20 protein-coding genes are annotated in these 26266 nt (G+C 65.6%); 7 read left to right on the plus strand and 13 right to left on the minus strand.

The window, feature by feature from the left end:
* Positions 1-204 precede the first annotated feature (204 nt).
* The 3 genes from AAF481_04775 to AAF481_04785 all read left to right on the plus strand — a co-directional run bounded on the left by AAF481_04775 (position 205) and on the right by AAF481_04785 (position 3528).
* Positions 205-1545: a hypothetical protein gene (locus tag AAF481_04775; GenBank protein MEM7480463.1), complete on the plus strand. Its 1341-nt coding sequence runs from the start codon at positions 205-207 to the stop codon at positions 1543-1545.
* A 243-nt stretch (positions 1546-1788) separates the two neighbouring features.
* On the plus strand, positions 1789-2094 hold the full coding sequence (locus tag AAF481_04780; GenBank protein MEM7480464.1) for a hypothetical protein: 306 nt from the start codon (positions 1789-1791) through the stop codon (positions 2092-2094).
* Between the two features lie 102 nt (positions 2095-2196).
* Positions 2197-3528 (plus strand): hypothetical protein, encoded by a 1332-nt coding sequence (locus tag AAF481_04785; GenBank protein MEM7480465.1) that lies wholly within the window; start codon positions 2197-2199, stop codon positions 3526-3528.
* A gap of 106 nt (positions 3529-3634) precedes the next feature.
* Here the strand turns inward: AAF481_04785 and AAF481_04790 are convergent, their stop codons facing one another.
* The 7 genes from AAF481_04790 to AAF481_04820 form a co-directional block, all read right to left on the minus strand.
* Positions 3635-4951 (minus strand): hypothetical protein, encoded by a 1317-nt coding sequence (locus tag AAF481_04790; protein MEM7480466.1) that lies wholly within the window; start codon positions 4949-4951, stop codon positions 3635-3637.
* Positions 4951-5577: a hypothetical protein gene (locus AAF481_04795; protein ID MEM7480467.1), complete on the minus strand. Its 627-nt coding sequence runs from the start codon at positions 5575-5577 to the stop codon at positions 4951-4953. The genes AAF481_04790 and AAF481_04795 overlap by 1 nt, the downstream gene beginning before the upstream one ends.
* 548 nt (positions 5578-6125) lie before the next feature.
* Positions 6126-6530 (minus strand): LapA family protein, encoded by a 405-nt coding sequence (locus AAF481_04800; protein MEM7480468.1) that lies wholly within the window; start codon positions 6528-6530, stop codon positions 6126-6128.
* A gap of 206 nt (positions 6531-6736) precedes the next feature.
* On the minus strand, positions 6737-7675 hold the full coding sequence (locus AAF481_04805; GenBank protein MEM7480469.1) for a PDZ domain-containing protein: 939 nt from the start codon (positions 7673-7675) through the stop codon (positions 6737-6739).
* A gap of 22 nt (positions 7676-7697) precedes the next feature.
* Positions 7698-8201, minus strand: coding sequence for a hypothetical protein (locus tag AAF481_04810; GenBank protein ID MEM7480470.1), 504 nt, complete (start codon positions 8199-8201; stop codon positions 7698-7700).
* Positions 8198-8860 (minus strand): sigma-70 family RNA polymerase sigma factor, encoded by a 663-nt coding sequence (locus AAF481_04815; protein ID MEM7480471.1) that lies wholly within the window; start codon positions 8858-8860, stop codon positions 8198-8200. Before AAF481_04815 ends, AAF481_04810 begins: the two co-directional genes overlap by 4 nt.
* Positions 8861-8950: 90 nt before the next feature.
* Complete coding sequence (locus AAF481_04820) at positions 8951-9499, minus strand: hypothetical protein (GenBank protein ID MEM7480472.1); 549 nt, start codon at positions 9497-9499, stop codon at positions 8951-8953.
* Between the two features lie 141 nt (positions 9500-9640).
* Between AAF481_04820 and AAF481_04825 the strand changes: the two genes are divergently transcribed.
* Positions 9641-10015, plus strand: coding sequence for a VOC family protein (locus tag AAF481_04825; protein ID MEM7480473.1), 375 nt, complete (start codon positions 9641-9643; stop codon positions 10013-10015).
* A gap of 37 nt (positions 10016-10052) precedes the next feature.
* On the opposite strand, the gene AAF481_04830 is transcribed toward AAF481_04825, so the two are convergent.
* On the minus strand, positions 10053-11162 hold the full coding sequence (locus tag AAF481_04830) for a zinc metalloprotease (protein MEM7480474.1): 1110 nt from the start codon (positions 11160-11162) through the stop codon (positions 10053-10055).
* Positions 11163-11279: 117 nt separating this feature from the next.
* On the opposite strand from AAF481_04830, the gene AAF481_04835 reads away from it, so the two are divergent.
* The 3 genes from AAF481_04835 (at position 11280) to AAF481_04845 (ending at position 18215) form a co-directional block, all read left to right on the plus strand.
* The gene (locus tag AAF481_04835; GenBank protein ID MEM7480475.1) at positions 11280-12338 is read left to right on the plus strand and encodes a N(4)-(beta-N-acetylglucosaminyl)-L-asparaginase; all 1059 of its coding nucleotides are present in this window, start codon (positions 11280-11282) and stop codon (positions 12336-12338) included.
* A gap of 54 nt (positions 12339-12392) precedes the next feature.
* Positions 12393-14795, plus strand: coding sequence for a YfhO family protein (locus AAF481_04840; GenBank protein ID MEM7480476.1), 2403 nt, complete (start codon positions 12393-12395; stop codon positions 14793-14795).
* Between the two features lie 351 nt (positions 14796-15146).
* Positions 15147-18215, plus strand: coding sequence for a tetratricopeptide repeat protein (locus AAF481_04845; protein ID MEM7480477.1), 3069 nt, complete (start codon positions 15147-15149; stop codon positions 18213-18215).
* Between the two features lie 9 nt (positions 18216-18224).
* Here AAF481_04845 and AAF481_04850 read toward each other — a convergent pair whose 3' ends face one another.
* The 5 genes from AAF481_04850 to mfd all read right to left on the minus strand — a co-directional run bounded on the left by AAF481_04850 (position 18225) and on the right by mfd (position 26257).
* Positions 18225-18911 (minus strand): ECF-type sigma factor, encoded by a 687-nt coding sequence (locus tag AAF481_04850; GenBank protein ID MEM7480478.1) that lies wholly within the window; start codon positions 18909-18911, stop codon positions 18225-18227.
* Positions 18912-20027: 1116 nt separating this feature from the next.
* A complete protein-coding gene (locus AAF481_04855) occupies positions 20028-20588 on the minus strand; it encodes a hypothetical protein (protein MEM7480479.1) in 561 nt (186 codons plus the stop codon).
* Between the two features lie 147 nt (positions 20589-20735).
* Positions 20736-21926 (minus strand): peptidyl-prolyl cis-trans isomerase, encoded by a 1191-nt coding sequence (locus AAF481_04860; GenBank protein MEM7480480.1) that lies wholly within the window; start codon positions 21924-21926, stop codon positions 20736-20738.
* A gap of 45 nt (positions 21927-21971) precedes the next feature.
* The gene (locus AAF481_04865; GenBank protein ID MEM7480481.1) at positions 21972-22799 is read right to left on the minus strand and encodes a peptidylprolyl isomerase; all 828 of its coding nucleotides are present in this window, start codon (positions 22797-22799) and stop codon (positions 21972-21974) included.
* The gene (mfd, locus tag AAF481_04870; protein ID MEM7480482.1) at positions 22796-26257 is read right to left on the minus strand and encodes a transcription-repair coupling factor; all 3462 of its coding nucleotides are present in this window, start codon (positions 26255-26257) and stop codon (positions 22796-22798) included. The genes AAF481_04865 and mfd overlap by 4 nt, the downstream gene beginning before the upstream one ends.
* Between the last annotated feature and the right edge of the window lie 9 nt (positions 26258-26266).

Raw genomic sequence — 26266 nt, forward strand, 5'->3', positions numbered from 1 at the left:
CCTGAATTGCCGTAGAAGGAGTTGGCCGAACCACCGGCACGCAGGCGCGAATAGGCCACACTACGGTGGTGACCCTCGCCTCCGGCCCCGCGATGCGCCGCGGACGGGGTGTTTCAGCACCGGTGTTCCATCGTGCTTCAGCGTGTGATACAAATCGTGAAGAGCGTACAAGGGAGGAAAAGTTTCGCAAGGAAGGAACAGCGTATGCCGAGCGGCCACATCACGGTATTTCAGATTCTCGAAGTGTTGGAGGGCAATCGTTCCCCGGACCACCTGCTCAGATTGGGCCTCGACCATCTGCACGCCCTCTGCCCGGAGTGCGGCGAACAGCACCGCAAAGCGCAGGCCTTGTACCAGCGCCGCCGGGCGAGAGCCGAGCGTGGCCAGTACGCAGCAGCCTTCCGTAGGCTCGAACAAGCCACCCAAGCCAAAGAAGCCAGGCTCCGGGAAGACCAGCGCCGCCTGGCCCGCGAGATGAGCCGCCTCAACGGCCTATCCGACGCCGAGCGCCAGGCCAAAATCCAGAACGCCCGCACTCTGTACCGCAGTCCGCTGGTGGCCGAACGGCTGCTGGAAGAAGCCCGCCAACTCCTTTTTGAAACGCCGGCCCGTGCCCTGGGCCGGCTGGACGAAGCCCAACTCGTGGTGCAGCGCTTGGCGACCGAGGTGTACGGCGCCTCCCTCTGCGAAGAACTCGCCGCCCGGGTGCAAGCCCACCGCGCCAACGCCCTGCGGGTGCTGGGCGAGCTGCGCGGCGCGGAAGCCCTGTGGGCCACCCTCCGCGCCCACCTCGAAGAGCAGCCGTTGACGGACCCCCAACTGTGTGCCGAGCTGGACAGCCTGGAAGCCTCCCTCCAGCAGGACATGCGGCAGTTTCCGGCAGCGGAGCACCTGCTGCGCCGCGCCGAAGCGGCCTACCGCCGGGCGGACGTTACGCCGGGGGTGGGGAAAGTACTGGTGCAGCGGGCGCTTATGCAGCAGTTGCAAGGCCAGCCGGAAAAGGCGCTCGATACGCTTGGCAAGGCAAAGGAATGGAGCCAGTCGGCAAACCAGCCGCGTCTGCACGAGGCGATTGCTCACAATCGGGCGTTGTGCCTTTGCGATACCGGCAGGTTTGTTGAGGCCGAGGCGGAGCTTGCAGCGCTGCCCAAAGGCGCTCAGCAAACATTGAGCGCGGAGCAGCAGCAACTTCGGCTTTGGCTTGCCGGGCGAATCGCATTAGGACGCGGCCGCTTGGAGGAAGCCGAAGGCTGTGTGGGAGAAGCGCGCAACCAATTCATCGGTCAAAGGCGGTTTCATAGCGCGGCGCTCGCCAGCTTAGACCTGGCAGGCGTCTATTTGGCACAGGGGCGCACCTACGAGGTGAAACGCCTAGCTCTACAAACGCTGCGAGCCTTTGAGGAGCAGAGCGTTGCGCCGGAGAGTGCCCGGGCCCTCCGCCTCTTCCTGGAGGCCGCATCCACCGAGTCACTGACGCTCGAATCGCTCACCGAGTTCCGCCGTACTTTGGAACTCGCCCGCCGCCCCACCCCCACCGCCAGCTAGTTTCCAAGGCCCCGCTCCGTAGCGGATTCCGCACCGTATCGGGGAATGGGAAGGCTTTTCCCGTGAAGTGAACCGTTGGGGGCAATTCCGGTCATCACTTACCGGAAGCGGTAAAAAGCGCCAACTTTTTGGGACTTTCGAGGAGTCTCGCCCTTGCCGGAATGCGGTACATACCTTCTTGGGAGGGGGCGCCGCCGGCCTTCTGTTGGCGCACCCGCACCCTTCCCGAAGGAGGATGCGCACATGCGCCGACAGATCATTCACGCCACCCTCACCCTGGCGGTGGTATTCACCCCCGCCGCCACCCTCGCCGCGCCAGCGGCCCCGTTGTGTGAGGAGGGTCTTCTCTTCTCGCCGCGGGCCTGCTGGCTCCAAGCTCTGCACCACGGCCTGACGGGCTGGATTCCCTCCGCACAGCCCCTTGGAGGTGATCGCGGCGCTGCCGGGCCGGATGCGGATCCGGCTGGCAAAAACAGCGAAACAGGGCCCGGCCTGGACCCCAACGGCAGCCGCAGTGCTACCGAGCCGGCTGCTGCTGCGGACCGCTAGAACGGGGGTGCCACCGGTCGGTGGCGGCGGCGCTGCCGGCAGGAGACGTGATCCTTCAATTGCTTGCTTCCGAAAGGGCGCGAGCAGGTACAATACAGGGCAATGGCGCATCAGGATCACACGCCCCACGGGACCGCTGCCCTGCTGGAGGTGCTGGCCCGGCAGGATCTGCCCAGCGCAGATTTGCTCGGCTCCCTGACAGCCGCGCTACGTAGCCACTGCCCGCACTGCGCCCGAAATCTGGAGGCGGCGGCCCGTTTGGCACGCAAGCAATTGCGAGTGGCCGGCGAGCGGCCCAGGATGTTCGCAGCGGTCAGCAAAGGGGTAGTACCGGCAGATACCACCCTGCGTTTCGAACACCGCCGCGCCGCCAAGCAAGTGGCCGCACTGGAGGAACTGCCCTGGGAGGAACGGCTGTCGAAAATCCAGGGCCTCCGCAGCCGCGACTCTTCTCCGGTGCTGGTGGAAGCCCTGTTTGCGGCTAGTCGCAAGGCCCTTGGGACGAGCGTGGCTGAAGCCGGCGAATGGCTGGACCTCGCGGGTGCGCACCTTTCCCGGCTGCGAGGCCTGGCCGGGTACTCACGGGAATTCCTAGCCGCTCTCAGCCTACGCCTGGCGGCCCGGCGGGCCAACCTCCTGCGGGTGGCTTCGGACCTGCCGGCGGCGGACGAAGCTTGGAAGAACCTGCGGGCCGACCCGCGCCTGGCCAGGGTGGGCAACCTCGCCACCCACGCGGACCTGGCGAGCCTCGAAGCCTCCCTCCGGCTAGACCAGCGCCGCCTGGAGCGTGGGGCTCAACTAATCGCACACGCCGGAGCTATTTATTCGTTCGTCGGCGATAGTGGCGGCCAGGTGCGGGTAGCCCTCTTGCAGGCGATTCAGTTGCGGCGGCGCGGCGAGTACAGCCCCGCCCTGGCCCAGCTAGAAGCTGCCGCGCAGATTCCCCTCACTACGGGTGAGGCGGAACATCTATTGGTGATGGTCGGCCACAACCGTGCGCTTTGCCTCGCCTTGTCCGGTCAGTTCGTAGCAGCCCAGGAGGCGCTCGAAGGCAATCAAGCCTTGTACAAGGCTCACCGTACACCAGAGAGCCTCCGGCTGGAGCTTTGGCTTGCGGGCAGGATTCACAGCGGGCTAGGAGATCGCGACAAAGCCACAGCAGCCCTGGATGCAGCGCGCAAAGGGTTTCTTACGAGTGTTCTGTCCCAAGAGGCCGCGCTGGTCACCCTCGATCTCGCCGAACTGCACCTGCACCACGGGCACCTCAATCAGGTGCAGACTCTCGCGCGAGAAACCCTCAGCGTCTTCGAGCAGCAGGAAGTCCCCGCCGAAGCGGCCCGCGCAATCCGCCTCCTCGCTCAAGCTGCCGTCACCGATCGCCTCACCCAGGCCCTCGTGGCACGCCTCCGCCGGGGGCTGCGGAGCTATGCGTAGAGCGGTGCCCGCGCCATGGAGTTCCTACGCACGTTGCTTACGGACTCTTCAGGGTAAGGAGATCGGGAGCTGGAGAAAGGCTGGTAACCGGAAGGGCAAGCGTCCGCTAAGGACCCTGGCTGCTGTTGCTCCACTCGGATAGGTCACCGGTCTCGAAATGACCTCGAAAGATCAGGGGGACGGAAAAGTCCCAGGTGTTGGAGGGGTTCAATTCGATGAAAATCTTGCTTTGGCCGGTGATGGGTGTCTGAGAGTAGTGCACACTGTTGGAAAACGACTTTCGAACCGTCGCTGCGCAAATCCCGTTCTGCTCAGGGAGAGTGATAAATCTGTCGGTAAGGCTGACCTCGATAGTTGCACCAAGACACTCTGTCTCAAAAACGAGAGCGATGGTGTAGTCATCCTCGTTTCCGGCCTCACGATCAACTCCGGTCATCCCCATCTTGACCATATTGACATCGTCGGCTGCAAGCGCTTTGCGCTTGGCCCCTGGATCGAGGAGCGAATACATCACACTCTGCGTGTTGGGTACGCCGAGTGAGTCGGCAAGCCCACGATTGGCGTTGGCTGCGTAGCTGTGGCCTGTGGGCAGGAGATCTCGACGTCGGGAGAAGGTAGTTCGATCAATCACGGTGCTATCGATTACAAATGGATCGTTGTCGGCCAGTCGATACCAAGAGAAGTCGATGGTCTCCAAAGGTATCGCAGGACAGTCCGGGCCAGGACATGCGGGACAACAGTTGGGTGGGACTGGACAGGCTGCAAGCCGTGCGCAGGCAGCTTCCCGAATTGCCAGATCGTCCCCTGAAAGCGGCAAGCTGTTCTTGATTGCTTCCTTCGGGGGGTCGCCGAGCACAGGGCACGAATTCTGATGATCATTGTCTGAACTACCGCGAATGCCACTCACCGTGACAATCTGAGTGGCATTGCCCGAGTTGGTGAAGCTCGTAGATTCTCCACACACGGAATCCTCATCAACATCACATGTGCCGGTTGCCGTTTCTATCGGTGCGCGGGTAGCCTCTCGAAGGTCGGGATGTCCAAGTCCCATTGCGCAGTGGCCCATCTCGTGCAGAACGGTCGAGAAGGCGTTGAGGGTGGTGCCTGGACTGATGGGTTCCTCCCATAGCGTGCAGTTCTCGCAGTTGCCCGTCATGGGCTCGAGTCGGTTCCACGTCTCAATCGCCATCTGTACAGCGGGAACGAGTTGGGGGTCTTCGGGGCGAACACAAATCATTATCGGAACAACTCCGGGAAATCCTCCGGAGTAGTTGGGAGGGTGAACGATCGCAAAAGGCTGCATGAAGTCTGGATCCGAAGGAGGAATCGCCGAACGGGCGTCAACCCTGGCATACGTACCAGCGAACGAAGCGGTTGAAAACATCACCAAAACAGCCAGTGAGGTAAGCGTTACGCGGAGCATCAGTTGCTGCCTCCTTCGAGCAGTTGTTTGCGAATCGGCAGAAGTCGCTCCGAGAGCTTCACAAAGCCCGTGACCTCGTCAATGGAAGGAGCGATCAGGTGGAGAATCTTGGGTTCGCCGAGTGCAACTTGAGTCGAGAATGGACTCGTCCGCTCACTGCCGTGGACATATTCTTCAAGTTCGAGGGCAATGATCACCGTGCCAGCATCGTCTGGAAGTGAAGCGCCACCTTCTCCAGCAGGAAGCGTTTCCTTGACCTTCGCCATGATCTCTGCGCTGGTGCTGTCGGCTAACCCATGTGAGAGCGCAAGGTCTACGAGGGCTCGCGTCTCACCAAAGGAGAAATTCGTTGATGCTTGTTCCAGCACATTCCCCTTCCGGTCGGTAGTCTCCACCAAGAACCGGCCATCGCCGAATAGCGAGAGATGGGTTTCTCGGCGGGAAGTGACGGGAATATAGGCGATGTGAAGAACTTTGACTGTGGGATCAGCAGAAAGCGTGAATTCCCGACTGGTGACCCCCTGGTCCGATTGCTGGGCCACCTCTTGTTCGGCGTGCCCTCGCTGCTGAGCAGCGAGTATCCCGATGACGCTGACAAGTGCAAGGCCGAGAGCTGCTGTGCGCATCGAGGCTCCTTCCGGTATTTTCGCGAGGTCTTCGATGCTAGCACGGCCCGGCACTTTGGAGCTGTCGGCTAGACCATGTGCGAGGGCAAAGTCAACGATGGCTCGCATCTCCGCCGGGGGCTGCGCAGCCATGCGTAGGCGGTGCTCGCGCCCTGGAGTGCATACGCACTTTGCTTACGGTGGTGAGTAGAAAAGTCCTCACAGCCTCCGGCGAGGTCTGATGGAGTTTTGGAACGGCAGTAGGTAGCAAAGAGCCACGCCGCTGGTAGGAGGTGGTGACATGCGGGCTGTGAAGCTCGCGAGGCCTGATAAGGATTTAGAACGGAAACAGGTGACAAAAAGCTGCGTCCACTGGTTGGGAGGCTATGAGCTTTGCTCGTCCTGCTTGAAAGCGATAGCTGTGAGGGTTGGTCGCTCCACTGAAACAGCTCCTCGGAAAGGTGAGCGAAAAGCGGTGTAAAGAGAATACAGGGCAAGAATCTCACCGCTGCGAGGAAGGTGAAACAGGGCGAACGAACGACATCGATCTAGATGTCGAACCGGTTCCCCTACTCGACGGCCACCGGCGGTGGTGGGTCGACCGGTGGTATGCCGCGGTCGGCGACCAGGGCGTCGAGTTTGGTCTGGATCTGGTCGAGTTCGATGTCGAGCTGGTCGCGCAGTTCGCGGAGGCGAGAGGCTTCTTCTTCGTCGGCGAGCTTGCGGGCCCGCTCGAGATCCTTGGCGTGCCGCCGGGCCTCGAGGAGCGCCGCCGTCTCACTCTTCGACAGGAGCAGCAGGTAGACCAGGGTCAGCGCTCCGAGGGCGCCGAGCATCAGCAGGCCGAGGGGGGCATCCACCCGCCCGATGAGAATGTTGAGGCTCGCCGGTTCGGAGAACTGCTGCCAGTTGAGGGCGGCGAAGATCAGTCCGATGAGAAAAACCAGAATCAGCAAGAACGTCCGTACCTTCATCGCGCCTCCGCAAGGGTTCAGGGTTTCGGAGGCATTCTCTCATCTCCGGCAATACTCAGCGACCGAGCCCGAGAGGGCTCGGCGGCAGCTTGGCTGCCGAGGACGGGGTGAGCCCGTTTTCGGGCGAGGGGCGGACCGCGTGCGGGCGCCTAGCCCCCTGGAAACGGAAAGCTGGAAGGCGACTGAAATGATGTGCGAAGCGCTTTTCAGTCGCTTTCCAGCTGCTGGGATAGCAACTCGATCTTTCTCTCCATCTCTTGCAGGCGCTTTTCGAGATCGGCGCAGGGGTTGGCCGGCAGGCTGCGGTGCAGTTCGAGAATGGCGTCCTCGACCTGTGGGCGGTTGACCTGGTAGGCGAAGGCGCTGCCTTCGCCTTCGTGCCACAGCAGGCGACGGACGTCTACTTCCGGCACGGCTTTCTCGACGAAGGTGACGGAAGGGCGCAGCAGCTTGCGGTTGCGCCAGAGGTCGAGCACCGCCGTGTCTCCTGCCTGGAGGGCGCGAACGTGACGGCGCACCGCGGCGCTGTTGCGCATGGCCTCACCGTCGATCGCCGTCAACACATCTCCCACCCGCAGGCCGGCCTCGGCGGCGGGACTTTCCGGCTCGATTCTGGCGAGGAGAACTCCTCGGTTCCCCGGCGCCCCGAAGTGCTCGCGCAATTCGGGCGTCAGATCGGTGAGCTGGGCGCCCAGATAGCCCCGCGGTTTGCCGGCGTCGCCGAAGCCGATCACCTGGACGTCCGTGCCGCTCTTCCGAACCCCTGCATCACCGATAAAGAAGGCGTTCATGCGAGCGTCCTTGAGGCCGTGCTCGTTCTCGAGTTCGATTTCGTTGCCGTCCGCATCGAAGAACACGGCGCGCGGCGGGCCGCTGCCCTCGGTGCGCATCTCGCAGCGAAACTCCTGCTCTTCGCCGTCGGTAAGCACCAGGGCGCGGCACCGGCGGATGCCCTCGCCATCGGCATCGGCGGACACCTCCACCCGTTGGTTGACGACAATGACCTCCTGGCTCTCGTCGTCCGGTACCGCGGCGGTCGATGAATTCTGGGCGGCAACGGGCGCCGCCCACGGCAGCAGACTGAGCACAAGCCCGAGTCCAAGCATGGGCAGGCCGAGCCGTCTAGTGGGGCGATCAATGGTCATGGAAGGTTTCTCCTTGCCGGGCTCAGTACACCCGGTTCGGGCGTGGGTTGGTTTGGCTTGCCGGGCGGTACGAGCCACGGGTCGGCATGAGGTCGGTGCGGCCGAGGTCGAGCACCAGATCTAGGCCTTCATCGCCCCCCAGGTAGAGCACTGGCTCTTCCCGGCGCTGGCGCAGGTCGTGGGTGAGCTGGCGGTGCTCGGCCTTCAGCTCGGCCAGCAGGGCGCGGGCGGCGTCCTCTTCGAGGCTGGTGGAAGTGGCGAGGGTTGCCGAACCCGTCTCGGGTCCTTCCGAATTCAGGGATCCCGCGGTTCGCCAAAGGGTTCCGCCCACCACCAGAATCGCCAGGCAGGCCGCCGCCCAGCTCCAACGGAGCGCATGCGGCCGAGAGGCCCGCCAGCCGGGGGGGCGCAGCGCCGTGCCGCCGGTTCGCTCCTCCGCGCGACGCAGTACCGTCGCCGTGAAGCGATCCGAAGCCTGCTCCCGCGGCAGCGAGGACAGGGCCTGGTCCAGGTGTTCGTCATTCATCGTTCTCTACCCTTCGGTAAGGTGCCCGCCACCTGGGTGGCGAAGGATTCGGCGGTGCGTGTGCCTGGTTGCTGGGCTCCCTGCTGGCGTGCATCCGACTCTCCGTTCCAGTACGGCGCCAAACTCTCTTTGAGGCGGCCGCGGGCCCGGGCGATGCGCGATTTGACGGTGCCGATGCGGCTGTCCGTTGAGGTGGCGATGTCGCCGTAGGACCAGCCCTCGATCTCGTGCAGCACCAGCGGCACCCGGAACCTCAAGGGGAGTTCGGCGATCGCTTCGGCCAGTCGCCGCTGGGCTTCGGTTCGCAACAGGTCGTCCCGCGGCTGAGTCGGCGGGGCGCCGGTGCCGTCGTGTCCCGGGCCGAGGAGCGGTTCCATGATCCGCCAGCGCCGTCGCCGTCGGTTCTCGGACCGCAGCCGGTTGACCGCGATGCGGTAGAGCAGGGCCTTCAAGCAGCCACGATCCTGGTACCGCTCAGCGGTCTCGAGGAGGCGCAAAAATCCCTCCTGCGCCAAGTCCTCCGCGCGCTGCCGGCAACCGCTCAAGCGGGTCAGGTAGTTGACCAGCCCGTCTTTGTAGCGATCGACGATCACCCCGAAGGCATCGAGGTCTCCGGCGCGGGTGGCGGCCATCAGATCGGCATCCTTCGGCTCCCCCATTCAATCCCCTCGCACCCCAAGTCAACGCACGAATCGGCGGAGGGTTCCCGCCAGGGTCAGGTATTTTCTACCGCCACTCCCTCGCGAGAGTCAGGAGGAGTGAGTGGCGGCGGGTGGTTCCGCCGCGGCCGGCGGCGGTGCCGGAGTGGGTTTGAACAGGGTCACCAGACAGCCGCCGACGGCGGCCATCAGGATACCCACCACGAAGGGCCATCGCAGGCCGCGCAAACCACCGGTGGGCGGGTGGAGCACGAGGGCGACCACCGCGTTCACGATCGGCGCGCCGGCGAAGATGATGGACATCACCACCGCCGGGCTGCCCTTGGCGCCGAAGGCCAGGAGCACGCAGAAGGCGCCGATGGCCCCCACCACACCGGCCAGCAGCGACCAGAGCGCCCCCTTGACCGGAAAAGTCCAGGTCGCGCCGCCCAGCTTGAGCAGCAGCAGGGGCGCCAGCACAGCGGTGATGAAGTAGGCGATGCCGACAAAAAGGAAAGCCTTGTAGCGGCCGTTGACGGGATCGGACATGCCGAGCTGGCCGGTGTGGAGAAAGATTCCGTAGAGCCCCCAGGCACCCACCGTCATCAGTGCCCACAGCAGCCAAGTGAGTCCCGCACCCTGCGCTCCCGCTATCGCCATCGAAAATCTCCTCGTTCCTGGACATTCACTGCGACGGCGAGCTTAGCAGTCGCCATGGGAGGCCCCGGCGGGGTCTCGCCGCCGCCCGCTCCAACGCCCTATACTGACCGCTCTCAACGACCTCCCAGGAGAAGGAAAAAGATGAGCGACAGCGCTGTGGGTACCGTGGGTTGGATGGACCTGACCGTCGATAACGCCGAGGAGGTGCGGGACTTCTATCAGGCGGTGGTGGGCTGGGAGCCGAGCCCGGTGGACATGGGCGGCTACTCGGACTTCACCATGAATGTCGAGGGCGCACCGGTCGGCGGCGTGTGTCACGCCCGCGGCGGCAACACCGGCCTGCCACCGGTGTGGTTGTTCTATGTCAACGTGGCGGACCTCGACGAGAGCATCGCCGCCTGCACGGCGAACGGCGGCGTCATCGTTGCCGGGCCCAAGGACATGGGCGAGCACGGCCGGTACTGTGTCGTGAAAGATCCGGCCGGCGCGCCCTTCGCCTTGTTTCAGACGGTCTAGCCGTCGGGGTCCATATCGGGGCCAGTCTCGAAGACGATCAAATACCGCCCACCGATGCCGACCAGCGGGTGGTGTCGCCGGTCTCGAAGTCGTCGCCGAAGATGGCGATGAACTGTCCGATCAGCGGCCGGTAGTTGACGAAGGAGCACCGCATGCGGTTGGTCTGCTCGGCGGTGAAGCGGTTCATACAGGTGTCCTGGGTGTAGTTCATATAGTTTTCGATGTCGTCCAGGGTGCCGCAGGTGTTCGACCCGCCGGGGCAGTTGAAGAGCGGGAATTCCTGCGACGCGGTGTCCGCCAGGCGGTCGCCGGTGGTGTACGGGAAGCTGGGATCTCCGCACCCGCCGGAGAAGGTGTGGAAGATCCCCAGCCAGTGGCCGATCTCGTGGGTGCCAGTGCGTCCCTTGTCGTAGATGCCGCCGTTCGGAGCGTCCCGCCCGACGGATGACCACAAGAGCACCACGCCATCGTTCGTTGTGCCCGCCCCGTCCTGCGGGAAGGTCGCGTAGCCCAAGGCGCCGGCGCTGTCATTCGAGTAGATGTTCAGGTAGCGGTCGGTGTCCCAGTGGAGGGCGTCCTTCATGCTGTTGAAGAAGCCTGGACCGGGATCTGAGAACCAGTCGTCGTTCTGGTAGAAATTGATGCCGGTGGTCGGCAGGCCGTCAGGATCGACGTTCGCCAGGAAGAATTCGAAGCCGGTGTCGATCCCCGGCGCGCCGAGGCTGCCCGGCAGGGCGCGGAAATCCTCGTTCAGGATGTCGAGTTGACTCCTCACCAGCGCCTCCGATACGGCACCGACGCCGTTGGTGCGGCTCACGATGTGGAACACTACCGGAACGCGGTAAACGGTGCCTCCCTTGGGATCGAAATCGTACTCTGGCTGGATGGTGGTGGAAGCAAAGGTGCAGTCCGCCGGATCGGCGAAGGGTGAACCTGCCACCGGCAAGTTGAACTCTGGGGCTTTCGTGGCACAGCGATGGCCTCCTGCGCGGAAGCGCTCGGAAGCGTGAAACGCCTCAATGCTTTCGTAGACACTGTCGCCCACGGTGACGCGACCATCCTCCAGGAATTGGATAGATTCCCGCTCCGCTGCCGCCGGCAGGGCAATCAACACGATGAGAAGGCACATTCCGAGTATCGTTCGCATGGATATTTCCTTTCCTCAGGCCAGGAGTGACGGGCTCCGGGAAGTTGACGTCGAAAGGGTATTCTTGCACTTTCCGACGCATACTTCAGCTCCTATCGATCGAATCGAGGAAAGATCATGCCGAAACCCCTGAGTCGCCGTACTTTCATCGCCGCCAGCGGAGGTGCCGCTCTCGCCTTGGGTCTGAATCGTCGCGCATCCGGCGGGCCGCCGCCGGCCGGCGGCAGCTATCCGGTCAAAGTGGTGTCTTCGGCGAACGGCCTGGAGGCGACCCGCCTCGCCTATCAACGGATCGTCGCCGGCGCCGACACCCTCGACGCGGTGGTCGCCGGGGTCAACCTGGTGGAGGACGACCCGCAAGATCTCACCGTCGGCCTGGGCGGCTTGCCGAACGAGGACGGGGTGGTGGAACTGGATGCCGCTGCCATGCACGGCCCGACCCACCGGGCCGGTGCCGTTGCCTCGCTCCGGGGGATCCGCAATCCCTCGAAGGTGGCCGTCGAAGTACTGCGCGAGACGGACCACGTTTTGTTGGTCGGCGAAGGGGCTCTGCGTTTTGCCCGCGCCCAGGGCTTCGAGGAGGAGAATCTCCTCAGCGACAAAGCGCGCCGCATCTGGCTCTACTGGAAGCAGTCCTTGTCCGAGAAGGACGATTGGATTCCGCCGGCTGAGGACGATCTCGATCCGGCGGTGCGCAAGTTCTTCCGACTCGACGAGCGCCCCACGGGGACCATTCACTGCGGCGCCTTGGACGCCGCCGGCAACCGCTCCTGTGTCACCACCACTAGCGGTCTGGCGTTCAAGATTCCCGGCCGGGTGGGCGATTCGCCGATCATCGGCGCCGGCCTCTACGTGGACAACGGCGTCGGCTCTTGCGGCAGCACCGGCCGCGGCGAGGCCAACCTGCAGAACCTCTGCAGCTTCGCGGCGGTGGAGCTGATGCGCGGCGGCATGGCGCCGGTGGACGCCGGACTGGAGATCCTGCGTCGCGTCGCCGAGACCTCCGAGCCTCGCCTGCTCGATGCCGAGGGACGTCCGGACTTCGGGCTGAAGTTCTATCTCATCGGACCGAACGGCGACCACGCCGGCGTCACCATGTGGGGACCGGCGAAATTCGCCGTCACCGACGCTGCCGGCACCCGCCACGAGGACTGCGCGGCGCTCTTCGAGAAGTAGAAAGATCCTCAAAGGTCGGGGCGGCGACGCTTCGGCCCTCTTCGAAACACGGCCATGCTCGTCTACCAGCTCTTCACCCCTCTGCTGTATTTCGCCATCGCCGCGGCCGTCGCCGGAGTGGTCCACCGCTGGGTGCTGCCGCTCCGGCGGTCGATGCTGTTGGCGTTGCTCGTTCTGCCTCTCGTCTTCACCGGTAAGGCCCTGCTCACGGGACAGGTCTACGGTCCCTACGATCGGGCCTACGACGCCCTACCTTTCTCGTCGGTCAAGGAGGAACTCGGGGTGGACGGCCCATCCCGGGGCGAGTTGCACGACCTCTACACCCAGATCGCGCCCTGGCATCGGGCGGTGCGCCATGCCTGGTCCGAAGGCGACTGGCCGCTGCTCAACCCCTTCACCCTGGCCGGGGATGTGCTGTTGGGCTCCGCCCAGCCGGCGCCCTTTTACCCGCCCAATCTCATCTCCCTGCTGCTGCCGCTGCCGCTGGCGCTGACCTTCCTGGCAACCCTTCAGCTCTACCTGGCGGCTCTGGCGGCCTTTGTCCTATGCCGGGAAGTGGGCTGCGGGCGACGAGCCGCCCTGCTCGGCGCCGCCGGATGGATGGCGATGAGCGGCACCCTCTTCTGGGTGGGTTGGCCCATCGGCGCGGCGCTGGCGCTGTTGCCGGCGACCCTGGCAGCGGTCCACCAGGTGGTGCGCGATGCGGGCCGGCGGAGCGCGCTCTTTCTCGCCGTGGCGCTCGCCCTGGCGCTCCTGGCGGGACATCCGGAGACGGCTGCCCATCATGTTCTGGTGGGCTCGTTTTTCGGCCTTTGGTGGATGGCGACGCAGCCGGCGAAGGGTTGGCTGCGCATGGTTGCCTTCGCCTTCGCCGGCGGTGCTCTGGCCCTTGCCTTCTCGGCAATCGCCGTCCTGCCGCTATGGGACACGGTCACCCAGACCTTCGAGTGGACTCGCCGGCAGGCGCTGCCGGCGGCGGCCGCGGAGTCCTTCGGTGAGCTGGTGAGCCGAGCCTTGCCCAACTTCATACCCTTTGCTCACGGCGTGCCGGGACTTCGCCTGGCGGACCTGCCGAATTTCTTCCAGCCGCTGTCCGGTGCCTACGTCGGCAGCCTGCTGTTCGCCCCGGCGCTCCTCGGCGTTTTGGCGAAGCCGCCGGGCGACCGGTCGGCGAGCCGATGGCTGTGGCTGGTCGCCGGCCTGGTGGGCTTGGCCGCCGGAAGTCATCTGCCGGGCATCGATCGCTTGCTGGGCCTCGTGCCCCCGTTCGACACGGTGATCCACGAACGGCTGATCGCCGTCACCGGGCTGGCCCTGTGCGTGCTGGCGGCCTTCGGCTGCGACGCCTGGCTCGCTGGACGGGTTTCGGGCCGGCGGCTGGCGGTGCTGACCGCCGCCGTCTTCCTCGGCCTGGTGGTGTCGCTGGCCTTCTTGTGGTCGTCGCTGGTCGAGCGCGGGGCGGGTGAGCACCTCCCCCTCCACGGGGCTCTGCTGCTGGCGCCGCTTCTCCTGTGGCTGCCCTTTTCGCTCTCCCATCGGCGCCGCACTCTGGCCTTTATCGCCCTTCTGGCCTTGCTCCTGGTGCAGCGGGCGGGGGAGATGGGGAACCTCTACCCGGTCAGCCGGTTGGACACCTTCTATCCGCCTCTCGCCGCCCTGGAGTTGCCGGAGGACCTGGAGGCCCCGTCGCGGTTCGTCGGCTTTGGCTTCACCCTGTTCCCCAACCAGGCGGCGCACTACCGGCTGGAGGATCCGCGTGGCTACCAGGCGCTACGCCACGCGGCCTTCCGCCAGACCTTTCCCCTATGGGTGGCGAAGGACGGACCCTGGTGGTACACCTCGGTGAGCGATTTCACCCGGCCCTTCCTGGGGTTTCTCAACGTGCGCTATGCCCTGACACCGGCGGATCGCTCCGTCGGTGGCTGGCAACGGCTGAGAGCGGGCGAAGGATGGGCGATTTGGCGCAACCCATGGGTCCTCGAGCGTGCCTTCCTGCCCCGGCGGGTGCGCTGCGGCGTGCAGCCGGGGTCGCGGCTGGAGGAGATGTCGCGGGCGCGAAGCTTCTCCGAGGTCGCCTGGATCGACGACGCCTGCGGTGAACTGCCGGGGGATGGCGTGCGGGAGATCGCCAACGGCCGCGGCGAGTTGACGGTGCGCTCCGACGGCACCGGCTATGCCCTCGACGCCCGCCTGGAAGAACCCACCTGGATGGTGGTGTCCAACGTCGCCTGGCGCGGCTGGCGAGCGCGACTGGCGAATGGTGAGGAGATCCCCGTGGTGCGAGCGAATCACGCCTTCCTCGGTCTCCGGCTGCCCGCCGGTGAGCATCAGGTGCGGTTGTTCTTTCGCCCGCGATCCTTCGAGTTGGGGCTGGGGATCACCGCGCTGGCCATAGCGGCGTGGCTGGCAATCGGCGGTTGGCGAGCGATCTCACGGCTCAACGCCTCGCGATCCTGAAGTTGCTCTAGCTGCCCGGGTGACGGCGTTTCTTCGGCGATGGACTCAGCATCCCCGTTCGACCGGGATCGAACGAGTTGATGAGTCAACGGCACGAGACGCCGCCGCGTAGTTGTGGGAGTTCTGTCCAGGATGCGCGCCGCTGGATCACTCTTTTGACCAGAGCATCGACCCGGTGCAGGGTCGCAATCGAGGGCCGCTGCCCCGGGCGGACGGCAGACGCCGTTCCCTTCGCACCCGCGTGTGCCGAGACTTTGTTCCGTAGATCCTTTCTGGGATACAAGTGTCCAAATCTCATCGCCGATACCTTCCCGCAAGCACCGATCAAAGGGCGCCGTTGGACCTCCTGTGATGGCCTCCAACGGTACTTCCGATCTGTGGCTCCGAGCCGCGAAGATTCTCGGTCATGCGCTCGACCTACCCACTTCCGAGCGTGGTGCCTATGTCGCCGAGGCCTGCGGTGGCGATCGGGCGCTCCGCCGCGAAGTGGAGCGTCTGTTGGTCATCGACACCTCCGTTGCCGATGCTTACGACCGTCCGATCTTTGATTTTCGCGCCGGGCCGGTGCCGCGCGACCCGGACCGCATTGCCGGTTTCGAGTTGTCCGGCAAGATCGGCGAGGGCGGCATGTCGACCGTTTTTCGCGGCACGGCGGCCGAAGAGGGGCACTCGAGACCGGTGGCGATCAAGGTGCTGCGCCGGGGCCTGGAGAGCGAAGAGATGATCCGGCGTTTCCGCCGGGAAGGGGAGATCCTGGCGGGCTTGCGGCATCCCTACATTGTCGCGTTGCACGGCGGTGGCATGCTCGAGGATGGGCGTCCTTATCTGGTGATGCCCTTGGTCGAGGGGCTGCCGGTGGATGCGTTCTGTGGTCCCCTGAATCTGGGCCAACGCCTGAACCTGTTCGCGAAGATCTGCGACGCCGTGCAATACGCCCATCGCAGTCTGGTCGTCCACCGTGACTTGAAGCCATCGAACATTCTGATCACGGCGGACGGCGAGCCGCGGCTACTCGATTTCGGCATCTCTACGCTGCTCGATCCGTTGACCGACCACCCACTGACCCGAACACGAACCGACCTGCGCCTGCTGACGCCGGCCTACGCCGCGCCGGAGCAGATTTCGGGTGGTGCGATCTCCACCGCCTGCGATGTCTACGCCCTGGGCACTCTCCTCTACGAGCTCACCACCAACCGCCGACCGTTCGGCGACGACCTGGACAACGAGGACGAGGGTCTATCGGAAAGAGCGCTGCTGGCAGCCAAGTGCGCACACGATCCGGTGCGGCCGAGCGACCGCGTCGACGACGCCGAGCCGTCCGGCCGACAGCTTCGGCGGCAGCTGCGCGGCGATCTCGACGCCATTGTCTTGCAGGCCATGGCCCTACGGCCGCAAGATCGCTACGAGTCGGTGGGGCACCTGGCGGAAGACCTGCGCCGGCATCTCGAGAACCGTCCAGTGCGGGCGCGGCCGGGACGCTGGACATACCGCGCCGGCAAGTTTCTGGCCCGCCACCGGCTCGGCCTGGCGCTAGCGGGCGTCGTTGTTCTAGCGCTCAGCGCCGTGACCTTGGAGCGCGAGCGTCAGCGTTCGAGGGCGGAGCAGGCGGTGCAGCGGGCGGAGAGCGTCAAAGGGTTTCTGACCTCGATACTCGAGGAGGCCGAGCCGGTCCAGGGATCCGGTCTGGATGTGCCGCTGCGACAGGTGCTGGCCGGCAGCTCGCGGCGGCTGGCCGATCTGGCGGACGAGCCCGAGGTGCAGACTGAGCTCATGCTGTTGCTCGGCTCCATCTACTTGAGCCTAGAGGAGCCGGAGGTGGCGTCACCGCTGCTGGAGGACGGCTGGAGGATCCGCCGGGCGGTCTTCGGTCCGGATGATCCGTCGACGGCTGAAGGCTTGTGTGCTTTGGGACGCCGGGATCTGCTGAGCGGCGAGCTCGACGCGGCGGAAGAGCGCCTGGGGCAGGCGGTGGCGGTGCTGCGGCGGTCGGCCACGAAAGGCTCGACCAACCTGGCCTACTGCTTGAACGAGTTGGCCAACGTACACGAGCGTCGCCCCGACTTCGAGGCGGCGGAGAGGGTTTACCGCGAAGCCTACGAAACCGCTCTGCACCAGCACGGCCCTGCCGGTGAGCGGACACTGATCATAGGAATCAATCTGGCGAATCTGTTGAGGCAGCGGGGCCAGCTCGTTCAATCGGAAGCTCTACTCGAAGAGCTGATCCGTCGATTCGATGCGGCCCCGGTGGGTGCCGTCGTGCATGGCTTGGCGCTGTCGAACCTGGCGGTGGTGCGCTTCCAGGCGGGCCACACAGAGGGGGCCGAGTCGGCCTTCCGCCAGTCCTTGGAGCTCTACCGCCGAATTCTGGGGCCGGCTCACCCAAAGACGCTCGTCGCATTGAGCAACCTGAGCATGGCCTTGCGCGACCTCGGTCAGCTCGACGAAGCTCACGGCCTGCTCAAAGAGCGCCTGGCCCTGGTCGCGGATACCGCTGGCAAGGCGTCCCCTGTCAGAGCGAAAGCACTCGAGGATCTGGGGGCCCTCGAGCAGCGGCAGGGCCTGCTCAACGCCGCCGAGGAACACCTTCGACAGGGCCTGGAGCTGAATCGCCTACTCCACGGGGACGACCACCTGAAGGTGGCGACTGCCGCCAACTCTCTGGGAAGTGTCCTGCTGACCGCTGACCAGCCCACCCAAGCGTTGGAGCTGTTCGCGGAGGCCGCGAGGCTGCGTTCGGCAGCTCTCGGTGAGGACCACCCCAGTTCGGCCATCAGCCTCGCCAACCGCGGCCGAGCGCAGACGGCCCTCAGCCGGTTTCGAAAGGCCCAGGAGGACCTCGAGCTGGCCCATGGAAGGCTGCGGGACCATCTCGGGGCCGAGCACTGGATCACCGCACTAGCGGCCGCCTGGCGAGCCCGCGCGTCACGGCTGGCCGGCGATCTCGACGCCGCCCGCGTGCACATTGCCTCCGCCATCGAACGACTGGAGGCGAACCCGTCGTGGTCACCGGTGTCGGAGCAAATCCGTGTCGAGTGGGCGGTCCAAGAACTCGAAGAGGGTCGGAGATACGCGGCAGCGCGCGCGCTGGAAACGGCCCTTCAGCGGCTGGAGCCAGCCTATGGCGAGGCCCATCCCTGGCCGGTCCAGGTACGCCTGCTGCTGGCCGAGTCGCTGGCGGAAGATGACCCCGAGGCATCGCGCCAGCTCCTCGGCCGGATTCAGCGCGACTGGCCACCCAACTGGGGGCCGGCCCACTGGCGGCGACAGCAGGTCGAGGCGCTCCATGCGCTGACGGACGGCGGCGAAACGGTTTCCCTGGGTCGTACGGTGTTGCGGCTGCAGGGGTTGGCGGACGGCTCCGACCCGGTCGCTGCAGCCACGGCCCGCCGTCTGCTGCCGCGGCTGGTCGACGCTTCGTAGAAGCGGCGATCAGCGGCCCGCGGCGCTGCCCAAATCGCGGGCCAATTCGCGGGCCAGCCATCGCCGCGCCACTCGCCAGTCGCGCTCGACGGTGGGCAAGGACACTTCCAAGGCTTCGGCAATTTCCGGCAGGGTCAGGCCGCCGAAGTAGCGCAGCTCCACCACCTGGCCACGGCGCGAATCCACCTCCTCCAGTCGGTGTAGGGCGTCGTGCAAGGTGAGCACGGCTGCGATGTCCAGGGTCGCCGGCTCGGGTACGGCGCGCGCCCAATCCAGGGGTAGCCGGACGGCATCGCCACCGCGTTTCGCGGACGAGCGAGAGCGCAGGTGGTCCACCAGCACACTGCGTAGCACCCTGGCGGCCAGAGCGAAGAACTGACCTCGGCCGGCGAATCCGCTCAACGGCACTCCCACCAGCCGAAGGTACGCCTCGTTCACCATCGCCGTGGGATGGAGCGTGACGTCGTCGGGGGCGTCGTACATCTGTTGGCGGGCGAGAGCCTTGAGTTCACCGACGAGTCTCGGCATCAGCTGATCGAGGGCGCGGCGATCACCCTCTGCCCAACGCTGAAGCAGCGCCGTGACCTCACCACCGGCCCTCCCGATGGGTTCTTCCCCGATCTCCCCGCTCGGCTCCTGGGTCTCATCCATGTCGGTGGCGAGGTGGGTCGCCTCGTCTTGATGGGTTTCTCTCACGGTCTCCGATCTATTGATTGAAAGCCATCCTCAACTGCCTGGCAGTGCTGCGAGGCTGTCGAAGGTGGGCGAGCCTCTGGGCGCCCGTGGGATGGATTTTGAGTTGCATTTTTTCAGGACGCAACTTCGTCATTTTCGAAACCCGACCATCAACCCATACTAATGCCTCTAGCAAAGGAAAGGAAAAATGGCAAAAGTCAAACGCTACTCAGTTCTCTCGGCCCTACTGGTGGCAGCGCTTACCCTGCTGACATCACCTCTCAATGGACAGGTCAATGAGGACTACATCTATGAGATTCAATCCGTAGATGAGACGAACAAGTGCATTGACATCCAGGGGGCCAGTCAGAGCAACGAAGCATTGGCACAAATCTACCCCTGCCACAATGGAATGAACCAACGATGGAAGTTCGTCAGCAATGGCTCCGGCCGCTATCGCATGATGGCCCTTCACAGTCGGAAATGTCTTGACGTCAAGGGAGCCGACCAGGGCAGTGGTCGGAACGTCCAACAGTACACTTGCCACGGAGGAGCCAATCAACTCTGGGAGGTCATTCCTTACGGAACGAACGTTGAGTTCAAAGTCCAACACAGCGACAAGTGTCTCGACGCCAGCAACGGAGACTTCTCAGGGCCGCTACCTTGGAATCCATTTAGGCGCAAGGACATCCTCGAGCAAGACGACTGCGACCACCAAGACCGACAGCAGTGGATCCTGGCAGTGAAAGCTATTTGCGGAAATGACATTTGTGAGCGGATCCAGGGCGAGAATCTGGTCGACTGCCCAGCGGATTGTGCACCTACCTGCGGCAACTCTCTGTGCGAATACGGCGAGAGCTATGAGACTTGCCCAGACTGCGCTCCTAGCCCGACCCTTTGTGAGACGGACTGTACGGGTCGAGCCTGCACCGAGCACAGCGACTGCGCAGATCCAGGGTGTCCCCAAGGTTGGTGCGATCTCACCGGCACCTGCGACTGCCCTCAGATCTAGTTCAAGTCCTGGAGCCTGCCGCCGAGGGAGCGAACTGCTCTCCCAGACCGCAACCTCGGCGGTACCGTTTGCAACTCAGGACTTCTGCAATCCCGAGGATCTGCTCGAAGAACGGCGAGCGCCCCTCACGGCCACAGCCAACCGAAGACTCCCGCGGTCAGCAGACCGTAGGCGACGCCGTCGCAGATGCTCTTGAGGGTCGACGACCAGCTATGGCCGTACCAGTTGGCGTTGACCGGAATACAGCCTGCCCAGCCTAGGATGGCCGCGGTACCGACCACCTGGAACACCTTCAGGTAGCTGGCACCTGCCGGCAGGGTTTGCGCACCGATGTAGGCGGCCAAGGTGCCGATCACCAGGCAGTGAACGAAGTGCAAGGCGAGATTCTTGCCCATGCCGGCCTGCCCCGCGGGCTTCAGAATCAGGAACCCGACCGGGCCACGGCGCATCCTCTCGAGAACCTCTTCGCTCTTCCAATCCGAGGGGTTCGCGGCATGAGGGATGGCGTATTGGCCGGGCGCCGCGGGTGCCTGTTTGTTGACCGCGTCAGCAAAGGCATCCTCATCGGGCAGCTTGGCCCAATCCGACCGGTGGTGGGGTAAGACCATCCAGACGATGAAGCTGGCCAGGTGAACGACAACAGCGGACACCAAGATCGGCAACCACAAGGATCCGAGGGTGACCATCGACTCCTCCCTTCCAGCCTGCGCGGGGCGCCAACGACCGCGATGATCGCAAGCTTCAGTTCATTGAATCGCGCGATTCTACCAGCAGGCCACAGGCGGGTGGCGTTGGAGGGAGCCCGCGCAACCCTGGGGTACGACCTGCCCCAGTCAATCCGAAGGCGGGCTTGGATCGGGCCGCACTTCGTCCAGCGCATCGCCGGTGGGGATCGGGCTGGTGGAGGGGAGAAGGCCATCCTCGGGCGGGGCGGCTGCCTCTTCGGCGGAGGCTTCCATCTGCTCTTCGGCGGCTTCTTCTGCCGTCTCGACGGGCTCCGGCAGGGTTTCGTCGCGCACCGTGGCGGTTTGGCGGAAGCCCTCCGCTTCCGGCGGCGGGTCGAGCTTCACCCAGGCTTCGCTCTCCAGGCGGTCCATGTACTCGGCCAGGGCGTCGGCGTAGAGGCGGCCCTGCTCGCGGCGGCGAATCGCCTCCTGCACCTCCGAGAAGGGCTTTTCGGACGCTTCCTCGCGCTCCAGCACTTTCACCAGATGGAGGCCGCCGCGCGCTTCGATGGGGGCGCTGATCTCACCGCTTTGAAGCTTCCAGATGGGCTCTTCCAGTTCCGGCGCGAGGTCTCCGGGAGACACCCAGCCGAGGGCGATCAGGCCGCTTGTTTCCCCCGCCGCAGAGCGCGCTTCGGCGATCTCCGCCAGATCTCCTCCGGCGGCCACGGCGCCGCGGATCTCGTCCGCCACGGCGCTCCGTTCGTCCGCTGACAGGTCGCTGTCCTCCAGCACGACGATCTCCTGCAGGCGCAGGCGCTCCGGATCCTGGAAGTCCTCCGGATTCTCGCGGTAGATGCGCCGCACCACTTCGTCCGGCACCTCGAGGGTGGCCGACACGTCACGGTAGAGGAGGTTGTCGATCATCGCCTGGCGGCGGGTCTGCTCGCGAAAGTCGTCCAGGGTCATGCCGTTCTGCTGCAGGGCGCGCTGGAAGTCCGACTCCGTTTCGATGCCGAAGCTCTCGCGGATGCGGTCGAGCTGCCGGTCGACGTCTTCCTCGCTGATGAAGACGCCGGTCTGCTTGGCGCGGGAGATGAGCAGGAGTTCTTCGAACATCAGCCGGAAAACCCGCTTCGGCAGCTCGTCGAGGATCTGCCGCCGCTGGGCCGTGGGGAGGTTGTCCTGGGCGAGGAGCTGCTGCTCAAACTCCTTCTTGCGCTCTTCGTAGTCGTACAGGCTCAGGATTTCGTCATTGACGTTCATCACGACCTTGTAGACGGTTTCGCCGAGGGCCGGCGGCGCCGCCAGCAAGAAGGCGAGAACCAGCAGGGTGCGGGGCAGGGTCATCGAGGGCATGGCAGAGCCTTGTGGGAATGAGGGGTCAAAACGCAGAAGTACAGACTAGGAACTGGGCTGGTAGTTGAAGGGTAGATTGCGCGCAAAGATCTGTAGATTGTAGCGGCTCCGCGCTTCGGCGGCCAATTGGCGAACTCGGGCTTCGGCGGCGCTCTGGCGTAGGGAACGCAGAATCTCCGGTCGCGCCTCGTCCAGCGTAGGGCGATCCGCCGGTAGCCGCTCCATCACCTGGAAGATGTGGAAACCGTACTCCGCCTCCACCACGCCGCTCACCTCCCCTTCGTCGAGACCGAAGATCGGGTCGACGAAGGCGGGGGGCAGATCCGTGCGGGCCAGTTCGCCGCGCAGTCCGCCGGAGGCGGCGCTGGGGATGGTGGAGAGGTCCTGCGCCACCGCTTCGAAGGCTTCGCCCTGCGCCAGCCGTTCGGCGGCGCGCTCGGCGGTGGCCCGCTCTTCGACCAGGATCTGCCGCAGGCGCACTCGCTCCGGCCGGGCGAGGGAGTCGCGCCGGCGTTCGTAGGCGCGGATGATCTCCGCCGCCGAAGGCTCCGGCGGCGGGTCGCGCTCCATCAGACGATCGATCGCTGAGCGCGGCGCCGCGCCTTCCGGCACCAGCACCTGGTCAACCGCCAGTCGCACCAGCAAGCGCTCGTCGAGGAAGCGGTCGAACAGGCGAGACAGGGTGACGTTGTCGAGGCCTTCGGCGTCGTCCCGCAGCAGCTCGACGAGGTGGAGTTCGAAGTCTCGGTAAACGATGTCCTCGCCGTCGAGGCGGGCCACCAGGTCCGGCGATGTCGGCGCTTCCGGAGCGCAGGCCAGGGCCAGGGCGACGAGCCACCAACCGGGCGTCGGGACGTTCCGTCGTCGCCTCAAGAGAGCTCCTGGAGGATGCGTTCGGCGGCGGCCAGCGGTGCTTCGCCGCCGGTGTGCAGGGTGAGCACGCCGGTGGGGCTGAAGCTCGCTTCGGAGCGGTTGGAGACCATCTCCACCAGGCGGTCGATGTCCACCTTGGCGTCGCGCCGCAGGCGCACCGTGAGCTTGCCGGACTTGAAGGAAACGGACTGCACTCGTAGCGCCTCCGCCTGGCGCTTGAGGCGGCCGACGGCGAGCAGGGTGCGGATCTCTTGCGGGGGCGGTCCGAAGCGGTCGGTGATCTCCGCCAGCAGTTCGTCCTCGTCGGTCTCGCCGGAGGCGATCTTGCGGTAAATCTCCATCCGCAGATTGGAGTCTTCGATGTAGTCGGCGGGGATGGTGAGGGTCACCGGCAGGTCGAGGGCGGCGGAGGGCGCTTCGTCCACCGCCTCGCCGCGCAGTTCGCGCACCGCCTCCTCGAGCATCTTCAAGTAGGTCTCGATGCCGACGGCGGCAATGTGGCCGCTCTGCTCGGCGCCCAGCAGGTTGCCGGCGCCGCGGATCTCCAGGTCCCGGGCGGCGATGCGGAAGCCGGCGCCCAGGTCCGTGAACTCGCGGATCGCCGCCAGCCGCTTGCGTGCCGCCTCGGAGAGCACCCGATCCCCCGGCACCAGCAGGTAGCAGTAGGCGAGCTGGTCGCTTCGCCCCACCCGGCCGCGGAGCTGGTAGAGCTGCGCCAGGCCGAAACGGTCCGCCTGATGCACGATCATGGTGTTGACGTTGGGGATGTCGATGCCGTTCTCAATGATAGTGGTGGCGAGCAACACGTCGTACTCGCCGTCCGTGAAGGCGTGCATGCGGCGCGCCAGTTCGCGCTCGTCGAGCTGGCCGTGGCCCACCGTTACCCGCACGTCGGGCACCGTCTCGCGCAGGAAGGTTTGCATGCGCTCGATGGTCTCCACCCGGTTGTAGACGTAATAGACCTGGCCGCCGCGGTCGATCTCCGCTTCGATCGCCTCGCGGATGAGCTGGCCGTCAAAGGGCAAAATGGCCGTCTCCACCGCCATGCGATCCTTCGGCGGCGTTTCGATCACCGACATGTCGCGCACCCCGGCGAGCGAAAGCTGCAGCGTGCGGGGCACCGGAGTGGCAGACATGGCGAGCACGTGCACATCCTTCTTGAGCTGCTTGACGCGCTCCTTCTGGGCCACCCCGAAGCGCTGTTCTTCGTCGACGATCAGCAGACCGAGCTTCGGAAACTTGATGTCCTTGGACAGCAGCCGGTGGGTGCCGATGAGGATGTCGACCTCGCCCTTCTTGAGGCGCTTCCTGACGTCGCTCACCTCCTGGGCGCTGCGGAAGCGGGAGATCATCGAGATGTTGACCGGGAAGCCGGCGAAGCGCTTGCGGAAGGTCTCCAGGTGTTGGTCCGCCAGGATGGTGGTGGGGGCCAGCACCGCCACCTGGTAGCCGCCGTCCACCACCTTGAAGGCGGCGCGCATGGCGACCTCCGTCTTGCCGTAGCCGACGTCGCCGCACAGCAGCCGGTCCATCGGCTGGGGGCGCTGCAAGTCCGTGGAGATCGCCTCGATCGCGTCGAGCTGGTCGGGCGTTTCCTCGTAGGCGAAGGCGGCGGCGAACTGGCGGATCATGTCGCTGTCCGGCGGCATGATCGGCGCCGTGGCCACCTTGCGCTCGGCGTACAGCTTCAAGAGCTGGTCGGCCATGTCCCGCAAGGACTTTTTGACCCGCGCCTTGGTCTTGTTCCAGGAGGTGCCGCCCAGTTTGTCGAGGCGCGGGGTGACCCCCTCCATGCCCGAGTACTTCTGCACCATGTCGAGGCGCGACAGCGGCAACAGGAGGCTCTTGCCGGCGGCGTAGGCGATCTCCATGACCTCCGCCTCGGCGGCCGCCGCTTTGCCCATCTCGCGCACCGCCGGTGGCAGGCTGGCGCCGTTGCCCAAAGCGGCCGTCGGCGCGGCGCCGAGCTGGCGCAGGGCGACGAACTGCCCGATGCCGTGGTCTACATGCACCACGAAGTCGCCGACCTTCAAGTCCCGTAGGCTCGAAACGAAGGGTCCGTAGCGGTGGCGTCCCGGGCGCCGCTGCGGCTTGGCGCGCGGCAACAGTTGCGCCTCGCCGTAGATCGAAACCCCCGCCGCCGGCAGCCGGAAGCCGCGCTGCAAGTCGCCGGCAACCACCTCGCAGCCGCCGGTGCCGACGGGGATTTCGCGCCCTTCCAAGAGTTCTTCGATGCGCCGCCGGTGCGCTTCCGGGGCCACCACCAGGCAGCGGTCGCCGCGGTCCCGTGCCGTCGCCACCTCCTGCGGGAATCGCGGTAGCTGGCCCTGGAAGAGGTCGGTGGTGGTGGCGGCGAAGTCGATGGCGTCGCCGGCGACTTCGCCGGCCATCACCAGGTCGCGGATGCGGAGCGGTGCCGAGTCCAGCAGCGCCGACACCTCGTTGCCGGAGCGCTCCAGGATCTCCGGCGGCAGGGCGATACGGCGATTCTCCCGGCGCGCTGCCCAGTCCGTTTCCAACAGCTCCAGGTGGTGTTCGACCTCGCTCGCCAGGGAGGGCGGATCGACGGTCACCATCAGCGGCTGGTGGAGAAAATCCGCCAGCGAGGCATTCGCCGGCTCCAACAGCGGCAGGTAGTGCTCCCAGCCACCGAAACCGCCCCGCTCGGTGAGATCGTCAAGCTGGCCGGCGCCCTCCGGACCGAGGTCATAGCCGAGCTGCTCCGGCAGCATGGCGGCCAGCCGCTGCGCTTCGGCGGGGCCCGATGGCAGCAGCGACAGCGGCAGGATCGACACCGCGTCGAGGCTCGCCTCGGAACGTTGGGTGCCGGCGTCGAAGCGGCGGATGGAGTCGATGGTGTCGCCGAAGAAGTCGAGGCGAATGGGCAGTTCTTCACTGGGCGGGAAGAGATCGAAGATGCCGCCGCGCACGGACAATTCGCCGACCTCCGACACCAGGTCCACCCGGTGGTAGCCGAAACGCATCAGGTGCTCGATCAGGTCTTCCTGGGCGATCTCTTCGCCGGTCGCGAGGCCGAGGCAGGCGGCGCGCGCCGCCTGCGGTGTGGGCAGCCGGCGGAACAGTGCCCGCGGCGTGGCGACCACCGTGCGCACGCCGCCGGTGAGGATGCGGTTCACCGCGACGGACTCCTGGGCCCGCACCAGGAGCGAGGTGTCGGTGTCCTGGTAGGGCGACAGGGATGGTGCCGGAAAGTACACGGCGCCCGAGACCGGATTGCCGAACAAACGTGCCCCTTCGAGCCAGGCGAGGGCGTCGCTCTCCCGCGGCACGATCACCAGCAGCGGCCGGTCGCGATCCTCGGACAGCAGATTCGCCACCCATGCCGCCGCCGCCATCGGCAGGCGCACGACGTCCCCGAGGCTGGCGGCCAGCCGCTCATAGGGCACACTGCTACGCAGCGTCCGGGAAAGTGCGTCCCACACGCGAGGATCGGCCATCGGCCGGGG

This window comes from Acidobacteriota bacterium, from assembly GCA_039030395.1.
GTDB lineage: Bacteria > Acidobacteriota > Thermoanaerobaculia > Multivoradales > JBCCEF01 > JBCCEF01.